Source organism: Streptacidiphilus anmyonensis (genome assembly GCF_000787855.1).
Taxonomy (GTDB): domain Bacteria; phylum Actinomycetota; class Actinomycetes; order Streptomycetales; family Streptomycetaceae; genus Streptacidiphilus; species Streptacidiphilus anmyonensis.
In genome coordinates, this window is record NZ_BBPQ01000078.1 from 24891 (window position 1) to 40772 (window position 15882).

The window sequence follows — 15882 nt, forward strand, 5'->3', positions numbered from 1 at the left end:
GCTCAGCAGCACCGCGCGCCCGTCGGCGAGCCCGCCGCCGGTGCCGTCCGGCGGGCCGCTGAGCTGGAGCAGGCTTTCCGGTCCGCCGCTCAGCCGCAGCGTCCCTGTGGCCGGCAGGACGCTGAACGGGGTCTCGGGCTGGAGCGCGGTGGCGTCGGGCTCGAAGACCTCGACGGCCGGGTAGCCGTAGTCGAGGGCGACGACCTGGAGCGGGGTGTCGCCGCGCAGCGGGGTCGGCGGGATCACCGGACCGAACGAGGTGACCACGTGGAACCCCGACTGGAGCAGCGTCTCGCGGTAGGCGGTGGGGTTGACGTAGTCGAACTGGCCGGGGTCGAGGTCGTGGCGGAGCACGACGTAGCGGATGCCCGCGCGGGCGAGGTAGGCGGCGAGGCCCGGCTGCTCCGTGCCGGTCGCGAAGGCCTGCTCGGCGGCGTCGAGGTAGCGCTGCACGCCCGCGCCGCCGTCGGGGACGAGGGTGCGCTCGGCCCACGGGGACTGGGCGTAGGGCTGGAGCGCGTCGTCGGTGGTGCTGCCCCAGGTGTAGTCGCCGTGCGAGGCGGCCGGTTCGAGCAGGCTGCGTCCGCCTCCGCCGTTGTCGGCGAGGAAGGCGGCGGTCTGCTTCCAGTAGTCGGGCACGGCCGTGAAGGATCCGCCCTGGAGGGTGCGGGCCGTCAGATACGGGACGGCGCAGCCGATCAGCGCGGCGGTGAGCACGAACGCGGTGACGGGCAGCAGGACGCGGCGCGGCGCGGTGAAGGCGCGGCCGAGCAGGTGGGCGACGCCGAGGACGAGCGGCAGCGCCAGCAGCGGCTGGAACTTGTAGATGCTGTGGAACGCCTCGCCCGGCCCGTTGAGGAACGACTGGAGCTGGTCGTGGAGCGGGCCGCCGAGGACGCCGCCGCCGTAGACGGCCATGACGGTGACGGCGCCGAAGCCGAGCGTCCAGCGCAGCCAGCGGGCCTCGGGCAGGTCGCGGCGGGCCAGCCCGCCGAGCCCGAGCGCGGCGAGCGCGGCGCTGCCCGCCACCGCCCACCCAGTGGTGGCCAGCACCCAGCCCGCGCCCAGCGCGGGCGTGCCGAAGTCCAGGTAGTCGAGCCAGTTGCCGGTGCCGCGCAGCGCCTCGGTGGCGGCCATGGTGGACGCGGTGGTGTGCGGGGTCTCGATGTAGGGGAGGAAGTCGAAGCCGTCCCGGCCCAGCAGCATCAGCGGCAGCCACCACCACGCCGTCACCAGCGGGACCGCGAGCAGCCACCAGCCGAGCAGCCGCCGTCCGCGCGCGGTCCACTGACGGGTCAGCAGGTAGAGCAGCGGCGCGGGCAGCACGGCGAGGACGGTGACGGCGTTGACGCCGCCCATGCACAGCACCGCGAGGGCCGAGCGCCCGGCGCAGCGCAGCGGCGAGGCCCCCTCGCGGGAGCCGTCGACGAGCGGCACGACCACCCAGGGCAGCAGGGCCATCGGCAGCACGGCCGCGGAGGTCGAGCCGATGACGGCGGTCAGCGTCGGCCACAGCGCGTAGGCGAGCCCGCCCGCGAGCCGGGACGCGGGCGTGCCGAGGCCGAGGCGTTCGGTGAGCCGGACGACGCCCCAGAAGGCGGCGGCGACGATCAGCGACATCCACAGCCGCTCGGTGATCCACGGCGGCAGCCCGAGCCACTCGGAGACCAGGTAGAAGGGGCCCATCGGGAAGGCGTAGCCGACCGCCTGGTCCTGGAGGCCGCCGAAGCCGCCCTGCGAGCTCCACAGGTCGGCGAGCTGCCCGAGGAAGCGGCCCGGCGTCAGCACCACGTCGGCCTTGGTGTCGAAGACGATCCGGCCCGGGGCCTCGACGAGCAGGGCGGCCAGCACGACGGCCCAGAGGCCGACGAGCCAGCGGCCGCCGGCTCCTCCACCGGCGCGCGTCCCGAAGAACCACGGCCGCACCCGGGGTCCGCGCGGACCCCGGGGCCCACGCGGACCGGCGCGCCCGGCGTCGGGCGCGGTCGCGACCGCGGTGCCGACGGCCACCGGACTGCTTGCTTCGGCGGTACTCACCGCGCTTCCTCCTCGCCGCTCGACGTCCGCCGGTGGTCCGGCGGTGGCCCGCCCGGCTCTTGCAGTCCTGACGGTCCGTCAATAGCCTCGAACCGCCCGGCCTTCCGGGCGTCCAGCACAGTCGATTCCCTGGGGTGGTGCCGTGTTCACTCGAACGACCCTCACGACGCTCGGCGCGCTGCTCGCGGTCCTGCTCGCCGCCGCCGGGTTCACGGCCGCGGCGGCCGCGGGCCAGGTCCGACCCGACGCCCCGACGCCGCAGCAGCACCATGTCCCGCTGATCGTCTACGGGCAGGCGTCGTAGGCGTCATAGAAGGCGTCGACGGCGTCGGCGACGCCGTGGCGCGAGCGTCTCGGGGGCGGGTCGACGGACAGCGGCCCGCCCGCGACCGCGCGGACGGCGTCGGCGATGGCGTCCGGCCGGTCCACCGGCATCAGGTGCAGCGCCCCGTCCACCTCGACATGGCGGCCCAGCGGGCTCATCTTGGCCTGCGCCTCGTACACCCCCCGGTCCGCGCCGGGCGCGGACAGCACGCACAGCGGCACCTCGGGGAAGGGCGCACTCTCGCGCAGCTCCGCCAACTCGGCGAGGAAGTCGCGCACCAGGACGCGCTCCACCAGCGCCTCCGTCAGGCAGTGGCCGGCGCCGTAGGCGGACCGGTAGGCGTCCCCGACGTCGGACTGGTCGCCCCGGCGCACCGACTGGGTGCGCATCCCGAGCCTGCGCACGCCCGGCGCCACCAGCTGGCTCAACCCCGCGAGGCGGAAGGCGTCGCCGACGGTGCGGGCCGTGCGCACCCGGGCGTCCCGGCGGCCGAGCACCTCGCCGGTGACGTTCGGCGCGTGCGCCTCCACCAGCACGGCGCCCGCGACGCGCTCCGGATGCAGCCGCGCGAACGCCTCGGTGTACAGGCCGCCGAGCGAGTGCCCGCACACGACCACCGGCTCGCGCACGCCGACGGCGTCGAGCAGGGCGGCGGTCCAGGCCGCGCGCAACGCGAGGCTCGGCACCCCGGGGGCGGGCTGGCTGCGTCCGAGGCCGGGCCGGTCGGCGCGCAGGACCCGCAGGCCACTGCCGTTGCCGTTGCTGTCGCCGTCGCCGCTTTGGCCGCTGTCGTTGCTTTCGCCGCTGCCGTCACTGTCGTCGCTGCCGTGGGGCCCGGGGCAAAGCTCGGACACGACCGGATCCCAGCCCAGCCAGGAGCCGCCGAGGCCGGCCTCCAGCAGCGCGACGGGGCCACCGGACGGCCCGCCGCCCTCGTCGACGAGGTGCACGGCGCGGCCCCAGACCCGCAGGAACCGGCCCGGCGGCCGACGAGGCGGGAGTAACGGCAGTGACAGCACGGGTTCCTCCCTGGACTCTCCCGGAACTGGGCTCCGACGGGCCATGGAAGCGTCGCAGGGAAGCTGACGGACTGTCAATAAAGGTGCAGCGGGCAGAACATGAGCCCACACCGACGCGCCCGGCCGCCGTGGAGAGGCCCCGCCGCGAGGATCTCCCGTGTGTGCCCGCCGGTGCGGCTCCTGCCGTCCCTTCGCCCGCACGACGCGGCCGGGACCGACCTGACCGGGCCGACCTGACCAGGCCGGGAGCCGGGCGCGAGCGGACCGGGGGCACCGTCGGATGCGGGCCGCGGTAGGCCGCACGGGCGTCGCCGTTCGTCCGATCGGGCCTGGCGCTTGGCGGCCGCGCCCCTGGGTGGGTCACGGTGGTGGCCAGAGTGATGCTTCCCGAGCGGCAGCACCGCCACCGCATCGGCGCGTCGACGACGCGCCGCAGGGAGAGGAGCACTCGTGCGGCGAGACTGGATGACCTCGGTGGCCGCCGTCGATCTGGGAACGGCCAGGATCCGTGTCTGGCATCCGCAGCGCGGCCCCGTGCTGGACGAACCCTCCCTCGTCGCCCTCGACCTCCAGCAGGGGCAGGCCTGCGCCCTCGGCGCCTCCGCCAGGCGGATGATCGGCCGCCTGCCGGACGGCCTGACGATCCGCCGCGCCGTGGCCGCCGGACGGGTGACCGACTTCGAGGCCGCGCGGATGCTGGCCCGCTACGCCCTGGACCACGTCCGCCCCTCGCGGTTCGCCCGGCGCACGACCGTGGTGACCGCCGCCCCGGTCGACTGCTCGAACGTGCAGGTGCGGACGTTGGAGCAGGCGCTGCTCCAGGTGGGGGCGCACCGGGTGGTGGTCGTCCCCGCGACCGTCGCCGCGGCGCTCGGCGGCGCGCTGCCCTTCACGGACGGGTCCGGCGGCATGCTCGCGGACCTCGGCGCGGGCAAGGTCGACGTCGCCGTGTTCGCCCGCGGGCGGATGGTCGACGCCGCCTCGGCGCCGATCGGCGGGGACGCCCTCGACGAGGCCGTGGCGGGCATGGTCCGGCGGGAGTACCAGGTGGCCCTCGGGTCCGTCGCGGCGGAGGCGCTGCGGATCGGCGGCACCGCCGACGGCCCGGCGGTCGCGGCCGCCGCGGCGACGCCGCTTCAGGCGCGCGGCCGGCATCTCGGGACCGACGCCAACCAGGTCGTCTACGTGCGCGCGCAGGAGGTGCAGCAGGCGTGCCGGTCCGTTCTCGCCGACATGGCGGGCGCCATCCGGACCACCCTCGGCCGCTGCCCGCAGGAACTGCGGGCCGAGATCGCCGAACGCGGCGTCGTGCTCACCGGCGGACTCGCCAACAGTCGGTGGGCGCGGGACCGGCTCCAGGAGCTCGTCGACGCCCCGCTGCGCGCGGCCGACGCGCCGGAGACCCGGACCGCCGAGGGGCTCGCGTTGCTGGCCCGCACGCCGGAACGCGCGCTCGAGTACGCCGTCCGGGCCTGAGGTCCGCCCGGGTCCGCGCACCCGGGGATACGCTGGGACCGTCCGACGCCCCACGCGTCGCACGGGAGGTCAGCCGCCATGCTGCACCAGTACGAACTCAAGGCCGAGCATCGCCCCGTCCCCGGCGGCGGCCGCCGGGTCCACATGTGGCACGTCGTCCGCGCGGACGAGCAGTCGGGGCTGTGCGGCTACCACCTGGCCCCGAACGCCGAGTCCGGTCGGATCGCCGACCTGGAGGACCTCCCGGGGCAGCGGTGCGAGACCTGCCGGACCGCCTACCGCTCCGCCCTCCCGCCGCCGGACTGACGCGCCGTCTCCGTTGCGTCCAGGTCCAGGCCTCGGTTCCCGTCCCTGCGCCGCCCTCGCCCCGTGCTTGCGCCGTGCTCGCCCCCGCCCTCGCCCGAACGGCAGGGTGACGCGCGGCGGCGTAGCGTGGAGGGAGCGCGCCCGTCCCCCGCCCCGGTGGGGGTTCGGTTTCGCGCGACACCCCCAGTGGTCCACGTCAGCCCTGCACGCGAGGGCTCGAAGGAGGGGTTCCCATGGGCGCGGCACCGGAGATCCTGCAAGAGGCGGAGCTGACACCGCAGGAGGCGCGGGAGAACGAGCAGGAGTGGTTCCTCGACGCCGAGACCGGTGAGCTCAAGCCGGAGGCACAGCCCGACGGTGATCCCCGGGACCGGCCCAAGCCGGTCCGCGTGGCCCGCTGGACCTTCGATTGACGGGCCCCCTCGAACCCACCCGGCCCACCGGGCCGGCGAGGCCCGCCCGACCGTACGAGGAGGAGGACCGCGTCTGGGCGCGGCACGGCCGCCTCACGGGCTCGGTCCTGATCGTGGGCGCGGGCGCGGTCGGCGGGTTCCTCGCGGAGGAGCTGGCGCGCATCGGCTTCAGTCCGATCCGGCTGGTCGACCGCGACGTCCTGGAGACGGAGAACCTGGTGCGCCACCCGCTGGGAGCGCCCCAGCTGGGACAGCCCAAGGCTCCGGCCCTGGCCGAGGCGATCCGGCGCGCGTTCCCGCCGTGTGAGGCCACGGGCCTGCACGCCGACTTCACCGAGCTGCCCGACGAGGTGCAGCGCGCGCTGGTGCGCGAGGCCGACGTCGTCGTCGCGGCGACCGACTCCGCGGCCTGCCAGCGCCGCGTCAACGGCTTGGCGCTGGCGGTCGGGCGGCCCGCCGCGTACCCCGCCGTCTGGGTGGATCCCCGGATCCGCGATGCCGAGGTCGGCGAGATCCTGTGGGTGCTGCCGGACCGGCGCACCCCCTGCTACGAGTGCGCGGTGGCGTTCCGTCGGGGCACCGCCGACGCCGACGCGGCCCGGGGCGCCCGCGTCGACATCCAGCTCGTCTCCCTCGCCACGGCCCAGGTCGTGACCGCGCTGGCGCACCCGGCCGACGACCGGGCCGGGATCCTCGATCCGCAGCGCAACGCGATCTACCTGCACGGCCTGACCCCCACCTCGCCCGGGGTCCGGGCGACCTTCCCCGCCCTCGGGCTGAGCAGCCGCAACGTACGCGTCCCGTTTCCGCCGAGCCTCTGCCCCGCCTGCCACACCAGCCGCTCCACGGCCCCGGGCGCGTCGGCGGAGGACGCGCCGTCCGACGGACCGGGACGGCTCACCCCGTGGGTCGCGGTCGCCGTCCTCGTCTCCGTGGTCATGACGCTGCTGGTGACGGCCGCCTTCGCACACGCGTAGGGCCGCGCCTCAGCCCTCAGCGGACGCGTGCTCGGCCAGGCGCGTGTCAGCAGACATGTGCTCAGCGGATGCCTGCTCAGCAGACGCGCGCTCAGCCGCCCGGCGTGCTCTCGCCCTCCGTGCAGACGATCTGCAGGGTGAGGTCAGCCGGCGCGGCGGTGCCGCCCGTGGCGCTCAGGTGCTTCCTGACGGCGACGATCCAGCCGGTGGCGTCGTCGGTGGGGCGGTCGGAGAGGACGTCGGCCGGGGTGGCGTCGAGCGTGTGGCCGGTCGGGGCGGAGACGGAGTACCCGCCGCCGAGGACGCTCTCCTCCGGCGGACACATGAGGGTCTGTTCGGTGCCGTCGGCCCCCTTGGAGATGAGCTTGCCGGTGACGGCCTGGGGTTGTTGGAAGTCGCGGCGGGCAGGCCGGGCGCCGGCCGGGGTACTGACGGTCGCCGCGAGCAGGGCGGCGAGTGCGGCTGAGGCGAGGGCGAGGCGGGCGGGGCTGATCACGCGAGAGCTCCTCGGGTCGAGGTCGGCGGTCGGAGGCTGGTCGTCGATCGGAGGACGGTCGTCGATCGGACGCAGCGCCATTTGAGCATGTCCACACTCATTTCTTCGGCTTCGCCACGCGTGTCTGCACACGGACAGTCACTTTTGCTGCTTCGCTGACTACCGTCCGCTACCAGCAAGGAGTGTCCCCCTCATGCGACACAGACTGACGGCGGCGTTGGCGGCCTGCGCCGCCCTCGCCGTGACCACGACCACCGCGATCGCCGCGACCCAGCCGACCGCCCCTCGAGCGCACACCCGCGGCGTCGGCGACTACCCCGACCCGATCCGGGCGCTGCGGCTGAAGACCCTGACGGAATCGCAGAGCGCGCTCAACGCCCACTTCACCGACCTTGCGCGATTCGGCCGGTTCACCCAGTACTTCCCCTCCCCCGACTTCGGCGACCACGTCGCCCTGCTCCCCACCGGCAAGGTGCTGCTCTTCTCCTTCGAACGGATCACCAGCAACCCGCAGCAGGAGCCCGCGCCGACGCAGACGATCGGCAAGGAGAACGCCGGACGGGCCTATCTGTGGGATCCCGCGCTCGGCACCGGCCCGGGGGCGTTCAAGGCCGTCCCGCCGCCGATCGTCAACCTCGACGACGGGCTGAACCAGCCCCGTCCCGCGCCCGTCTTCTGCGCCGGCCACGCCTACCTGCCCAACGGCATGGTGGCGGTGTTCGGCGGGAACTTCGGCGGCAACAACGGCGCCGGGGCCCGGTTCTCCCTGGTCTTCGACCCGTGGCACGAGAAGTGGATCCAGCAGCACGACATGTCCGTCGGCCGCTGGTATCCGACCGTCGTCACCGGCGCGGACGGCCGACAACTCATCATGTCGGGCCAGACCGAGCTCGGTTGGGGCACTCCCACGCCCATCGTCGAGCGATTCCCCGCCGCCGGGACCCAGGTCCCCTACGGCAGGACCCTCTCGGCGAACAACCCGGTCGACCACTGGCAGCACGCCGACGCGCCCTACCGGATGGACTATCCGCACCTCTTCTCGCTCAACGACGGCAAGATCTACGGCTTCGGCCGGGACGCCGACCAGCAGTTCCTCTTCGACCCCGTCCGCGAGACCCGCACACAGCTCCCCAACCGCCCCGACGGCGGCCTGCGCCTGTACGGCTCGGCCGTCGCCCTGCCCAACGGCGCGGCGGGGCCCGACTCCGTGCTGGTCCTCGGCGGCGAGCGGGACGACCCCAACACCTATCTCTTCTCCGGCGGGAAGTGGACCAAGTCCACCCCGCGCGCGTTCGGCCGCACCCAGGACGACACCCTGATCCTGCCCAACTCCGACCTGCTCACCGTCAACGGGGCCTACGGCATCCGCGACTACGGCTTCGGCGACCTCAACCCCAACGCCGACCTGAAGTACCGTCAGACCGAACTGCGCGACGCGAGCGGCCGGTGGACCCTCGGTCCGGCCCAACGCCTGCCGCGCGGCTACCACTCCAACGCCGTGCTGCTGCCCGACGGCCGGATCATGGTGACCGGCGACGAACTGCAGGAGCTGGCCAACAACCCGGACATCAAGAACACCGCCGTCAACGGCTCCATCGAGATCTACGAGCCGCCCTACCTCTTCCAAGGCCCGCGCCCCGCCCTCACCAACGTGCCCGGCCGTCCACTCGGCTACGACCAGGACTTCCCCGTCGGGACCAGCACGCCCGGGAGTGTCAGCAAGGCGGTGCTGCTGGCCCCGATCACCTCCACCCACTCGGTGGACACCAGCCAGCGCTACCTCGAGCTGCCGATCGACGGCAGGAGCGGCGGCCGACTGCGGCTGAAGACACCCCCGTCGGCCCAGGCGGCACCGCCCGGGTACTACATGTTGATGCTGCTCGACGCCAAGGGCGTTCCCAGCGTGGCGAAGTGGGTCCAGCTCGACCCCCACGCCTGAGCAGGCCGTCGCAGCCGGGTCACCAGCGGATCTCGACGGCCCTTCCCGCGGCGTCGCGTTCGGGCGTCCCGGGGACCCGCTCGGCGGTCCCCCGCGCGATCCGCCCGGCGGACCACGCCGCCGCGGCCGCGTCGAGCACGTCGTCGGCGGGGATCTGGTCCGCCTCCCCCAGCTCGTCAGGGAGCACGATCCCGGCACCGGCCAGCAGCGCGCGCCGCAGCTGCTGGCCACGCCAGGTCTTCTTGGCGTGGCTCAGCGGCGTCCCGCCGGCCAGGGCCTGGAACGACAGCTCGGGATGCACCTCGTGGATCCGTCCCGGCTCACGCAGCCAACAGCCGTGGGCCTCGACCAGCTTCGGCGCCAGCGCCCAGGCCTGGGCGCTCAACCCGCCTCCGGTCAGCTCCCGGCAGCGCGAGGAGGCTGCCGGGTAGTCCGGCTCCTGCCACACCGCCCTGGGCGCCACGAGGAAGACGCTGCTGCGCCTCGCCCCCAGACGCAGCCTGGCCTCGAGGTCGGCGCGACGCCAGCCGGCCTCCAGCAGTCCCAGGCCCATGTCGACCCCGACCGCGCGGACGTCCCCGCCGCGCTCGATCAGCGCGGCCAGCCGGGTCTCCACCAGCGTGCCCGCGTACCGGCCGTCCGTCAGCCTGACGCCGACCCACCCATGCTTCCCGCAGGCGTCGATCCCGAGCACGTCCACGGACCCATCCTCCCCGACCTTCGTCCGGCTCGGGCGTCAGCCGCGCGGCAGGAAGAGGCGGGAGAGGGCGGCGGTCACCAGCAGCAGGACGGCGACCGCGAGGAGGCCGACGCGCATGCCGGAGAGGGAGAAGCCGCCGTCCGGGCTCGCCAGCAGACCGCCGAAGAGGGCGACGGCCAGGGCGCCGCCGGTCTGGCGCAGGGAGTTCAGCAGGCCGGAGGCGGTCCCGGCGCGCTCCGCGGGGACGGCGTCGATCAGCAGCGCGGTCAGCGCGGGGACCAGCACCGCGCCGCCGGTGCTGAGCGGCAGCAGCAGCACGACCACCAGCCACAGCGGGGTGTGCGCGGCCAGCGGCAGCAGGGCCAGCATCGCGCCGGTGAAGACCAGCTGCCCGGCGACGATCACCGGGCGCCGTCCGATCCGCGCCGCGAGCCGCGGCGAGAACAGGTTGGTCACCGTCACCACGGCGGACACCGGGATGAACATCAGGCCGGCCTCCAGGCCCGACATCCCGCGCAACTGCTGGTAGTAGAGCCCGAGAAGGAAGATCCCGCCGTAGAAGGCGGCGTTGACGGCGAAGCCGACGACGAGCGGGACCGACACCCGACGGTCCGTCAGCATGTTGAGCGGGACCATGGGCTGGCGGTGCCGGGCCTCCACGACGCGGAAGGCGCACCCGCCCGCCACCGTGAGGGCCGCGGCCGCCAGGACCGGAGCGCTGGTCCAGCCCAGACGGCCGCCCTCGATCACGGTGAACGCCAGCCCGGCCAGCGCGAGCACGGCACTGAGCTGGCCGCCGAGGTCGAGCGCGGCCGGCCGGCGCGGGGAGCGGGGAACACGCGCGAGCAGCGCGAGGATCACCGCGCCCACAGGGAGGTTGATCAGGAAGACCGCGCGCCAGCCGACGGAGTCGGTGAGCAGTCCGCCCAGCACCGGGCCCGCGGCCATGGCGACCGAGCCGCCGACCGTCCACAGCGCGATGGCCTGCGCGCGGGCCCGCGCGTCGTCGAACGCCTGCCGGACCAGCGACAGCGACGCGGGCATCACGACCGCGGCGGCGCCGCCCTGAGCGACCCGGGCCGCCACCAGCGCGCCGATGCCGGGCGCGAGCCCGCAGGCCAGGGAGGCGAGGGTGAACAGGGCGACACCCCAGGCGTAGGCGCGGCGCGCGCCGGCGCGGTCGGAGAGCGCCCCCGCGGAGAGCATCAGCGCCGCGAACATCAGGGTGTAGGCGTCGACCACCCACTGGGTGCCGGCCATCCCGCCGCCCAGGGAGTGACGGATCGCGGGCAGCGCGATGTTCACGGCGGTGACGTCGATGGTGATGACCGTGAAGCCGAGCAGGGCGGCGACCAAGGCAACGCTCGTCCCGCCCACGGGAGTTGGTCGGGCGCGGCCGGGTTGCCGCTCTCGTGGTGCCGCCGCCGGGCGTGGGCTCCCCTGCCGCGCGCGCTCAGCATGGGCGGGCGGCGAGGCCGAGGTCGAGGCAGCGATCGAGGCCGCCGAGGTCGAGGTCGATGCGTGCGTGGCCGGCATGGTGAACCCCCGTATGCGGATCTGGTGGACGGTCGTCGTTCCGGTCGCGCGGGCGGCCGCATCCCGCTGGGGCCGCGGCCCGGTGTCGTGCACCCCCTGGGCCCCGGCGGCCGGGCCGCCCGCTGCGGGACCGACTCTCCTCCCGTGCGCGGGCGCGTGGGAGACCGCCGTGTACCGGGGTGCCGCGTTCCAGGCCCTGACACAACCCCCCACGCGGCCCGTGGGCACCGTGCCCACCTGCCACAATGGACCGATGGGGACAGCAGTGGACGCACGGGGCACCGAACTCGGCCGGTATCTGAAGGCCCGCCGGGCACAGGTTCGCCCGCAGGACGTCGGACTGCCCTCCGGCGCGGGGCTGCGCCGCACACCCGGCCTGCGCCGCGAGGAGCTGGCCGCGCTCGCCGGGGTCAGCGTGGACTACTACATCCGCCTGGAGCGCGGCCGCGAGACCAACCCGTCCACCGCCGTCGTCGACGCCCTCGGCCGCGCCCTGCGCCTGCGCGGCGACGCGTACGAGCGCCTGCACGAGCTCGCGGAGTTGGCCTCCGGCCGCGTCTCCGAGCTGCCGGCCTGCAAGGACGACACGGTCCGCGACTCGGTCCTGCGCCTGCTGGAGTCGGTCCGCCCGCTGCCCGCCTACGTGGTGAGCCGCTACAACCGCGTCCTTGCGGCCAATCCGCCCGGCCGCCGGCTCCTGCCCGGCCTGTGGGACTGGCCGGAGGAGCAGCGCAACCTGACCCGCTACGTCTTCCTCCATCCGGTCGGCCGCACGCTCTACGAGCCGTGGGAGGACACCGTCGCGCTCTCGGTGGCCCATCTGCGCGCGGTCGCCGGAGCCGATCCCGACCACCCGGAGCTGACCTCGCTGATCGGGGAGCTGGTGGTCAAGTCCCCAGATTTCTCCCGGCTGTGGGACCGCTACGACGTCTGCGAGCGCGGCGGCGGGGAGAAGAGCTTCCGCCATCCCGGCGTGGGACCGATGACGTTGACGTACGAGGTCATGCGGCTCGCCCGCACGGGCGGCCAGCGCATGGTGGTCTACCAGGCCGAGCCGGGCACCCCGCACGAGACGGCCATGCTCAGCCTGGACCCCGCGAACAGCGGGCGTTGACGCCACGTCAGACCGGCATCGAGAAGCGCCGGTCGACGTGGACCCGGGCGAACTCGCTCCTGAGCCGCTGCTCGTCCGCCAGCGGCGCGTGCGCGAAGACGAGGATGGGCCGCAGCCCCGGTCGCGCTTCGGCGACCGCGCGTCGCGGCTCGGCGGGGTCGGTGTAGTGGAACGCGTAGACGTGCAGGTAGTGGTCGCTCTCGGCGAAGCCCGACGCGCGGTACCAGGCGAGGGTGTCCTCGTCGTCCCTGGTCCAGGCGTCGAGCGTGCTCGCGCCCGCGGAGCGGGCCCACTGCTGTGCCCGCTCCAGCAACTGCCGCCCCAGCCCCTGCCGCCGGTGGTCGGGATGCACGGCGACGGTGTCGATCGTCGCCGACTCCCCCTCGATTCCCGCGTCCAGGATGGCGACGACGGCCCCTGACCCGTCGACGGCCACGAGTTCGAGCCCGGGGGCCGCGATGACCGGCTTGGCGGGGACGACCGAGTCGTAGAAGGCGGTGTCCAGGAAGGCCAGCACCCGGCAGCGCAGCCAGGAGGTCTCGTCAGCGGGCGCGTACGGGCGAATGGTGTAGTTCACGATCGTGGTCCTCTGCAGGCGTGAAGGAGATGGTCTTCGGCGGTCGGATGCAGAGTGTCGTCGTCACACGGGGATCCTCTCCGACCCCTTTTCCGGCGGGCAACCGCATTTCCGGAGGCCTACCCTGGCGAGGAGACGGCCTGGATCAGCCGAGCGAGGAGGTGCGGTCGGATGAGCGTCGACGCGTCGAGCGTGGTCAAGGCGGCGTTCGCCTGCTACCGGGCGCAGGACCGCGCGGCGGCCCTCCCCCTGTACGCCGAGGACTTCACGTTCACCAGTCCGCAGGACGATCACATCGACAAGTCCGCGTTCTTCGCGCGCTGCTTCCCCACCGCCGACCGCTTCACGGAGCAGCGGCTGCTGCACGTCACCCCGGCCGACCCCGAACTGGTCCTCCTCCACTACGAGTACGCGCTCACCACGGGCGAGCGCTACCGCAACGTCGAGGCCATCACCGTCCGCGACGGCCTGATCCGCGACGTCCAGGTGTTCTTCGGCGGCCGGGTGTGATCGATGCGCGGAGCCGGCGGCTGCGGAGCCGACCGCCGTCGGCGACGCCCACCCGTGACGAGATCCGGGCTCAGCCCGAGGCCGTCGGTTGTGGGCCCTGGGCGGGGTTCGGCAGCACCCCCTGCTCGCGGAGCGGGTCGTAGAGGCGGGAACGCCGGTCGTACAGACCGGTGGTGATGTAGTAGACGTTGGTGATCACGATGAGGACCACCGTGGTCGCCAGGTAGAGCGCGGTGCCGAGCGCCGGGACGGCGTTGACCGGCAGCGTGTAGGCCATGATCACCCGCACCACGGAGTCGGCCAGCAGGGCGACGCCCCACAGCGCGCTGCCGACCTTCCAGATCCGTCGGAAGCGGGGAAGCCGCTCCCACAGGTCGTCCCAGTCGCCCGGGATGTCGGCGAGGCGGCGGCGGCCTTCCAGCATCGGGCGGGTGTAGTGGAAGGCCAGCGGGCGGGTCGCCCGGACCGAGGCGATGAACCAGATCCCGGTGACCCCGGTGACCCACCCCTCCCTGGCCAGCAGGAACCTCGGGCTGCCGCTGACCAGCGAGACGAGCGCGCTGAACACCAGCATCGAGAGCATGTAGAGCGCCAGCCCGTCCCGCTCCCTGGACCGCGACCACCGCCAGACCGCGACGCCGGCCGGCAGCACGGCGGACAGGACCAGCGTCAGGTAGAGCCCGACCCCGGCTGCCCGGAGCACGTAGAACATCGCCGTGGGCACGACGAAGTCGACGACGAGGCGGGTGGCCTGACGCGCTCTCATGCGCCTGCCCCCCGAGGCGCCGCCTGCGTCGCCCGCGTCGCCAGCTCGAAGATCGTCACGAGTTCCTCCGCGTACGCGTCGAGGTCCAGCTCGGGCGCGGTGCGCAGCAGGAACGGAAGGCCGTCCAGTGAGCGCTGGACCGTGGCCGCCATCACGAAGCTGTCGAACGCGCGGAAGAGCCCACTGCGCTTGCCGGCGTCGAGGATCTCCTGGAGCGGTGCGAAAGCCGTCCGGTCGCTGTACCCGTCCTCCTCGCCGGCGTGGCCGAGGAAGATCGACATCAGCGCGTCCATCTTGGTGCGCTGCGTCGCCACGAACGCGACCACCCCGCGGATGTAGGCGGCGAGAGCGCCCGCAGGATCCGTGACCTCGCGCATCCGGGCGCTCATGAACACGACCATCTCGCCGTACACCTCGGCGATCACGGCCTGGATCAGTTCGTCCTTGCCGGCGAAGTGGTACGAGATGAGCCGCGTGCTGCTGAGCCCGGCCCGCTCCGCGATCCGGGCGAAGGACGACTGGCCGTAGCCGAGTTCGGCGATGGTCTCGATCGTCGCCGCGATGATCTGCGCCCGCCGTGCGGTGGCGGCGACGGAGCGGGCGCCACCGTCGTTTACTGGCATGAGTAAAAAGTACGTCGGCCAGGTAACAAGGGCAAGGGGTGAGTGGTGGTCGCCAGGCTGCGGGCTGTCCGGGTCACGCAGCCTGGCGACCGGTACGGGGAGGTCAGCCGCAGGTCAGCAGGATGCGGTGGAGGAGGCGGGCCGCGGTGCGGGCGGTGCGGTGGTCGACGTCGAGGGCGGGGTTGAGTTCCGCCACGTCGACGAGGAGCGGCTTGCCGGACGCCGCGACCTGGGTGCAGACATGCTCGACGATCTCGATCGGCACGCCGTAGGCCGCCGGGGCGCTGACGCCCGGGGCCGCGGCGGCCGGGAGGACGTCGAGGTCGATCGTCAGGTGGACGACGTCGCAGCTCGCCAGGAACTCCTCGACGAAGCCGTCGACCCGGTAACGGTCCAGCGTGCCGCACTCGGTGTCGGGGAGGTACCGCACGCCGAGGCGATCGGCGGTGCGGAACAGCGTGGCCGTGTTGCTGGGCTGGCTGACGCCGAGGACCCAGTAGTTGAGCCGGCGTCCGGCCCGTTCCTCGTCCCGGGCCATCTGCAGGAACGGGGTCCCGGAGCTCGGCCGGGGCTCGTCGCGCAGGTCGAAGTGGGCGTCGAGGTTGAGCACGCCCAGCCGCGCGCCGTCGCGGAGCAGCCCGCTGCCGGTCAGCCCGAGGTAGCTGCCGTAGGCGACCTCGTGGCCGCCGCCGAGGACGGCGACCCGGTGCCCGCGGTCCAGCAGCGCGCTGACCGCCTCACCCAGGCGGCGGTGACCGGCCTCCAGGTCGCCGTCGGCGACCTCCACGTCGCCGACATCCAGGGCGGACTGCCGCGAGGGCAGGGCCATGGACGCGAGCGCGGCGCGCAGCGCGCGCGGGCCCTCGGCCGCGCCCTGACGGCCCTTGTTGCGGCGCACCCCCTCGTCGCTGCGGAAGCCGACGAACGCGGCGTCGCCGGACACGGCGGTGGACGGGTCGAGCGAGACGACGTGGTGCCAGCGCAGGTTCTCGACGCCGGGGCCGTCGTCGCGGCCCGACCACGGGGCCGGTGCGACGTCGACGGCCACGGCGAGATCGGTCGGCATCG

At 74.1% G+C, this 15882-nt stretch carries 17 protein-coding genes; 8 read left to right on the forward strand and 9 right to left on the reverse strand.

The genetic code is table 11. The features are described from left to right. Positions 1-2037, reverse strand: a 2037-nt coding sequence (locus TR50_RS36645) for an alpha-(1->3)-arabinofuranosyltransferase domain-containing protein (RefSeq protein WP_152648838.1), incomplete at its 3' end; no start/stop codon positions are given. 142 nt (positions 2038-2179) lie between these two features. On the opposite strand from TR50_RS36645, the gene TR50_RS47340 reads away from it, so the two are divergent. Then, complete coding sequence (locus TR50_RS47340; protein ID WP_160311253.1) at positions 2180-2341, forward strand: hypothetical protein; 162 nt, start codon at positions 2180-2182, stop codon at positions 2339-2341. On the opposite strand, the gene TR50_RS36650 is transcribed toward TR50_RS47340, so the two are convergent. Further along, the gene (locus TR50_RS36650) at positions 2323-3381 is read right to left on the reverse strand and encodes an alpha/beta fold hydrolase (protein WP_052441758.1); all 1059 of its coding nucleotides are present in this window, start codon (positions 3379-3381) and stop codon (positions 2323-2325) included. The two genes, TR50_RS47340 and TR50_RS36650, sit on opposite strands and share 19 nt — an antisense overlap. 450 nt (positions 3382-3831) lie before the next feature. On the opposite strand from TR50_RS36650, the gene TR50_RS36655 reads away from it, so the two are divergent. From TR50_RS36655 to TR50_RS36670, 4 genes are all read left to right on the forward strand, one after another. Next, entirely contained in the window at positions 3832-4857 is a 1026-nt protein-coding gene (locus TR50_RS36655; RefSeq protein WP_152648836.1) for a rod shape-determining protein, read from the forward strand. A gap of 78 nt (positions 4858-4935) precedes the next feature. Beyond that, positions 4936-5163, forward strand: a complete 228-nt coding sequence (locus TR50_RS36660; RefSeq protein WP_042432643.1) for a hypothetical protein — start codon at positions 4936-4938, stop codon at positions 5161-5163. Between the two features lie 233 nt (positions 5164-5396). After that, positions 5397-5576: a hypothetical protein gene (locus TR50_RS36665; protein WP_042432644.1), complete on the forward strand. Its 180-nt coding sequence runs from the start codon at positions 5397-5399 to the stop codon at positions 5574-5576. Beyond that, positions 5573-6553 carry a ThiF family adenylyltransferase gene (locus tag TR50_RS36670; RefSeq protein WP_042432646.1) on the forward strand — a complete coding sequence of 327 codons (981 nt, stop codon included), beginning with the start codon at positions 5573-5575 and terminating at the stop codon, positions 6551-6553. The genes TR50_RS36665 and TR50_RS36670 overlap by 4 nt, the downstream gene beginning before the upstream one ends. A 91-nt stretch (positions 6554-6644) precedes the next feature. Here TR50_RS36670 and TR50_RS36675 read toward each other — a convergent pair whose 3' ends face one another. Further along, positions 6645-7049, reverse strand: coding sequence for a hypothetical protein (locus tag TR50_RS36675; protein ID WP_152648837.1), 405 nt, complete (start codon positions 7047-7049; stop codon positions 6645-6647). Positions 7050-7242: 193 nt separating this feature from the next. Here TR50_RS36675 and TR50_RS36680 point away from each other — a divergent pair, with 193 nt between their 5' ends. Next, the gene (locus TR50_RS36680; protein WP_042432653.1) at positions 7243-8988 is read left to right on the forward strand and encodes a galactose oxidase early set domain-containing protein; all 1746 of its coding nucleotides are present in this window, start codon (positions 7243-7245) and stop codon (positions 8986-8988) included. Positions 8989-9007: 19 nt separating this feature from the next. Here TR50_RS36680 and TR50_RS36685 read toward each other — a convergent pair whose 3' ends face one another. Beyond that, positions 9008-9688, reverse strand: a complete 681-nt coding sequence (locus TR50_RS36685) for a DUF429 domain-containing protein (protein WP_042432656.1) — start codon at positions 9686-9688, stop codon at positions 9008-9010. Positions 9689-9724: 36 nt separating this feature from the next. Next, positions 9725-11224, reverse strand: a complete 1500-nt coding sequence (locus TR50_RS36690) for an MFS transporter (protein ID WP_084701623.1) — start codon at positions 11222-11224, stop codon at positions 9725-9727. A 253-nt stretch (positions 11225-11477) separates the two neighbouring features. Between TR50_RS36690 and TR50_RS36695 the strand changes: the two genes are divergently transcribed. Continuing rightward, positions 11478-12338, forward strand: a complete 861-nt coding sequence (locus tag TR50_RS36695; RefSeq protein WP_042432661.1) for a helix-turn-helix domain-containing protein — start codon at positions 11478-11480, stop codon at positions 12336-12338. Positions 12339-12345: 7 nt separating this feature from the next. Here TR50_RS36695 and TR50_RS36700 read toward each other — a convergent pair whose 3' ends face one another. Beyond that, positions 12346-12915, reverse strand: a complete 570-nt coding sequence (locus TR50_RS36700; RefSeq protein WP_042432663.1) for a GNAT family N-acetyltransferase — start codon at positions 12913-12915, stop codon at positions 12346-12348. Between the two features lie 171 nt (positions 12916-13086). Between TR50_RS36700 and TR50_RS36705 the strand changes: the two genes are divergently transcribed. Then, complete coding sequence (locus TR50_RS36705; protein ID WP_042432665.1) at positions 13087-13425, forward strand: nuclear transport factor 2 family protein; 339 nt, start codon at positions 13087-13089, stop codon at positions 13423-13425. A gap of 70 nt (positions 13426-13495) precedes the next feature. Here TR50_RS36705 and TR50_RS36710 read toward each other — a convergent pair whose 3' ends face one another. The 3 genes from TR50_RS36710 to hutG all read right to left on the reverse strand — a co-directional run. Next, on the reverse strand, positions 13496-14191 hold the full coding sequence (locus TR50_RS36710) for a VC0807 family protein (protein WP_052441759.1): 696 nt from the start codon (positions 14189-14191) through the stop codon (positions 13496-13498). After that, a complete protein-coding gene (locus tag TR50_RS36715) occupies positions 14188-14814 on the reverse strand; it encodes a TetR/AcrR family transcriptional regulator (protein ID WP_042432668.1) in 627 nt (208 codons plus the stop codon). Before TR50_RS36715 ends, TR50_RS36710 begins: the two co-directional genes overlap by 4 nt. A gap of 103 nt (positions 14815-14917) precedes the next feature. Further along, positions 14918-15882: formimidoylglutamase (gene hutG, locus TR50_RS36720; protein ID WP_042432671.1), on the reverse strand; the 965-nt coding region annotated here is incomplete at its 5' end.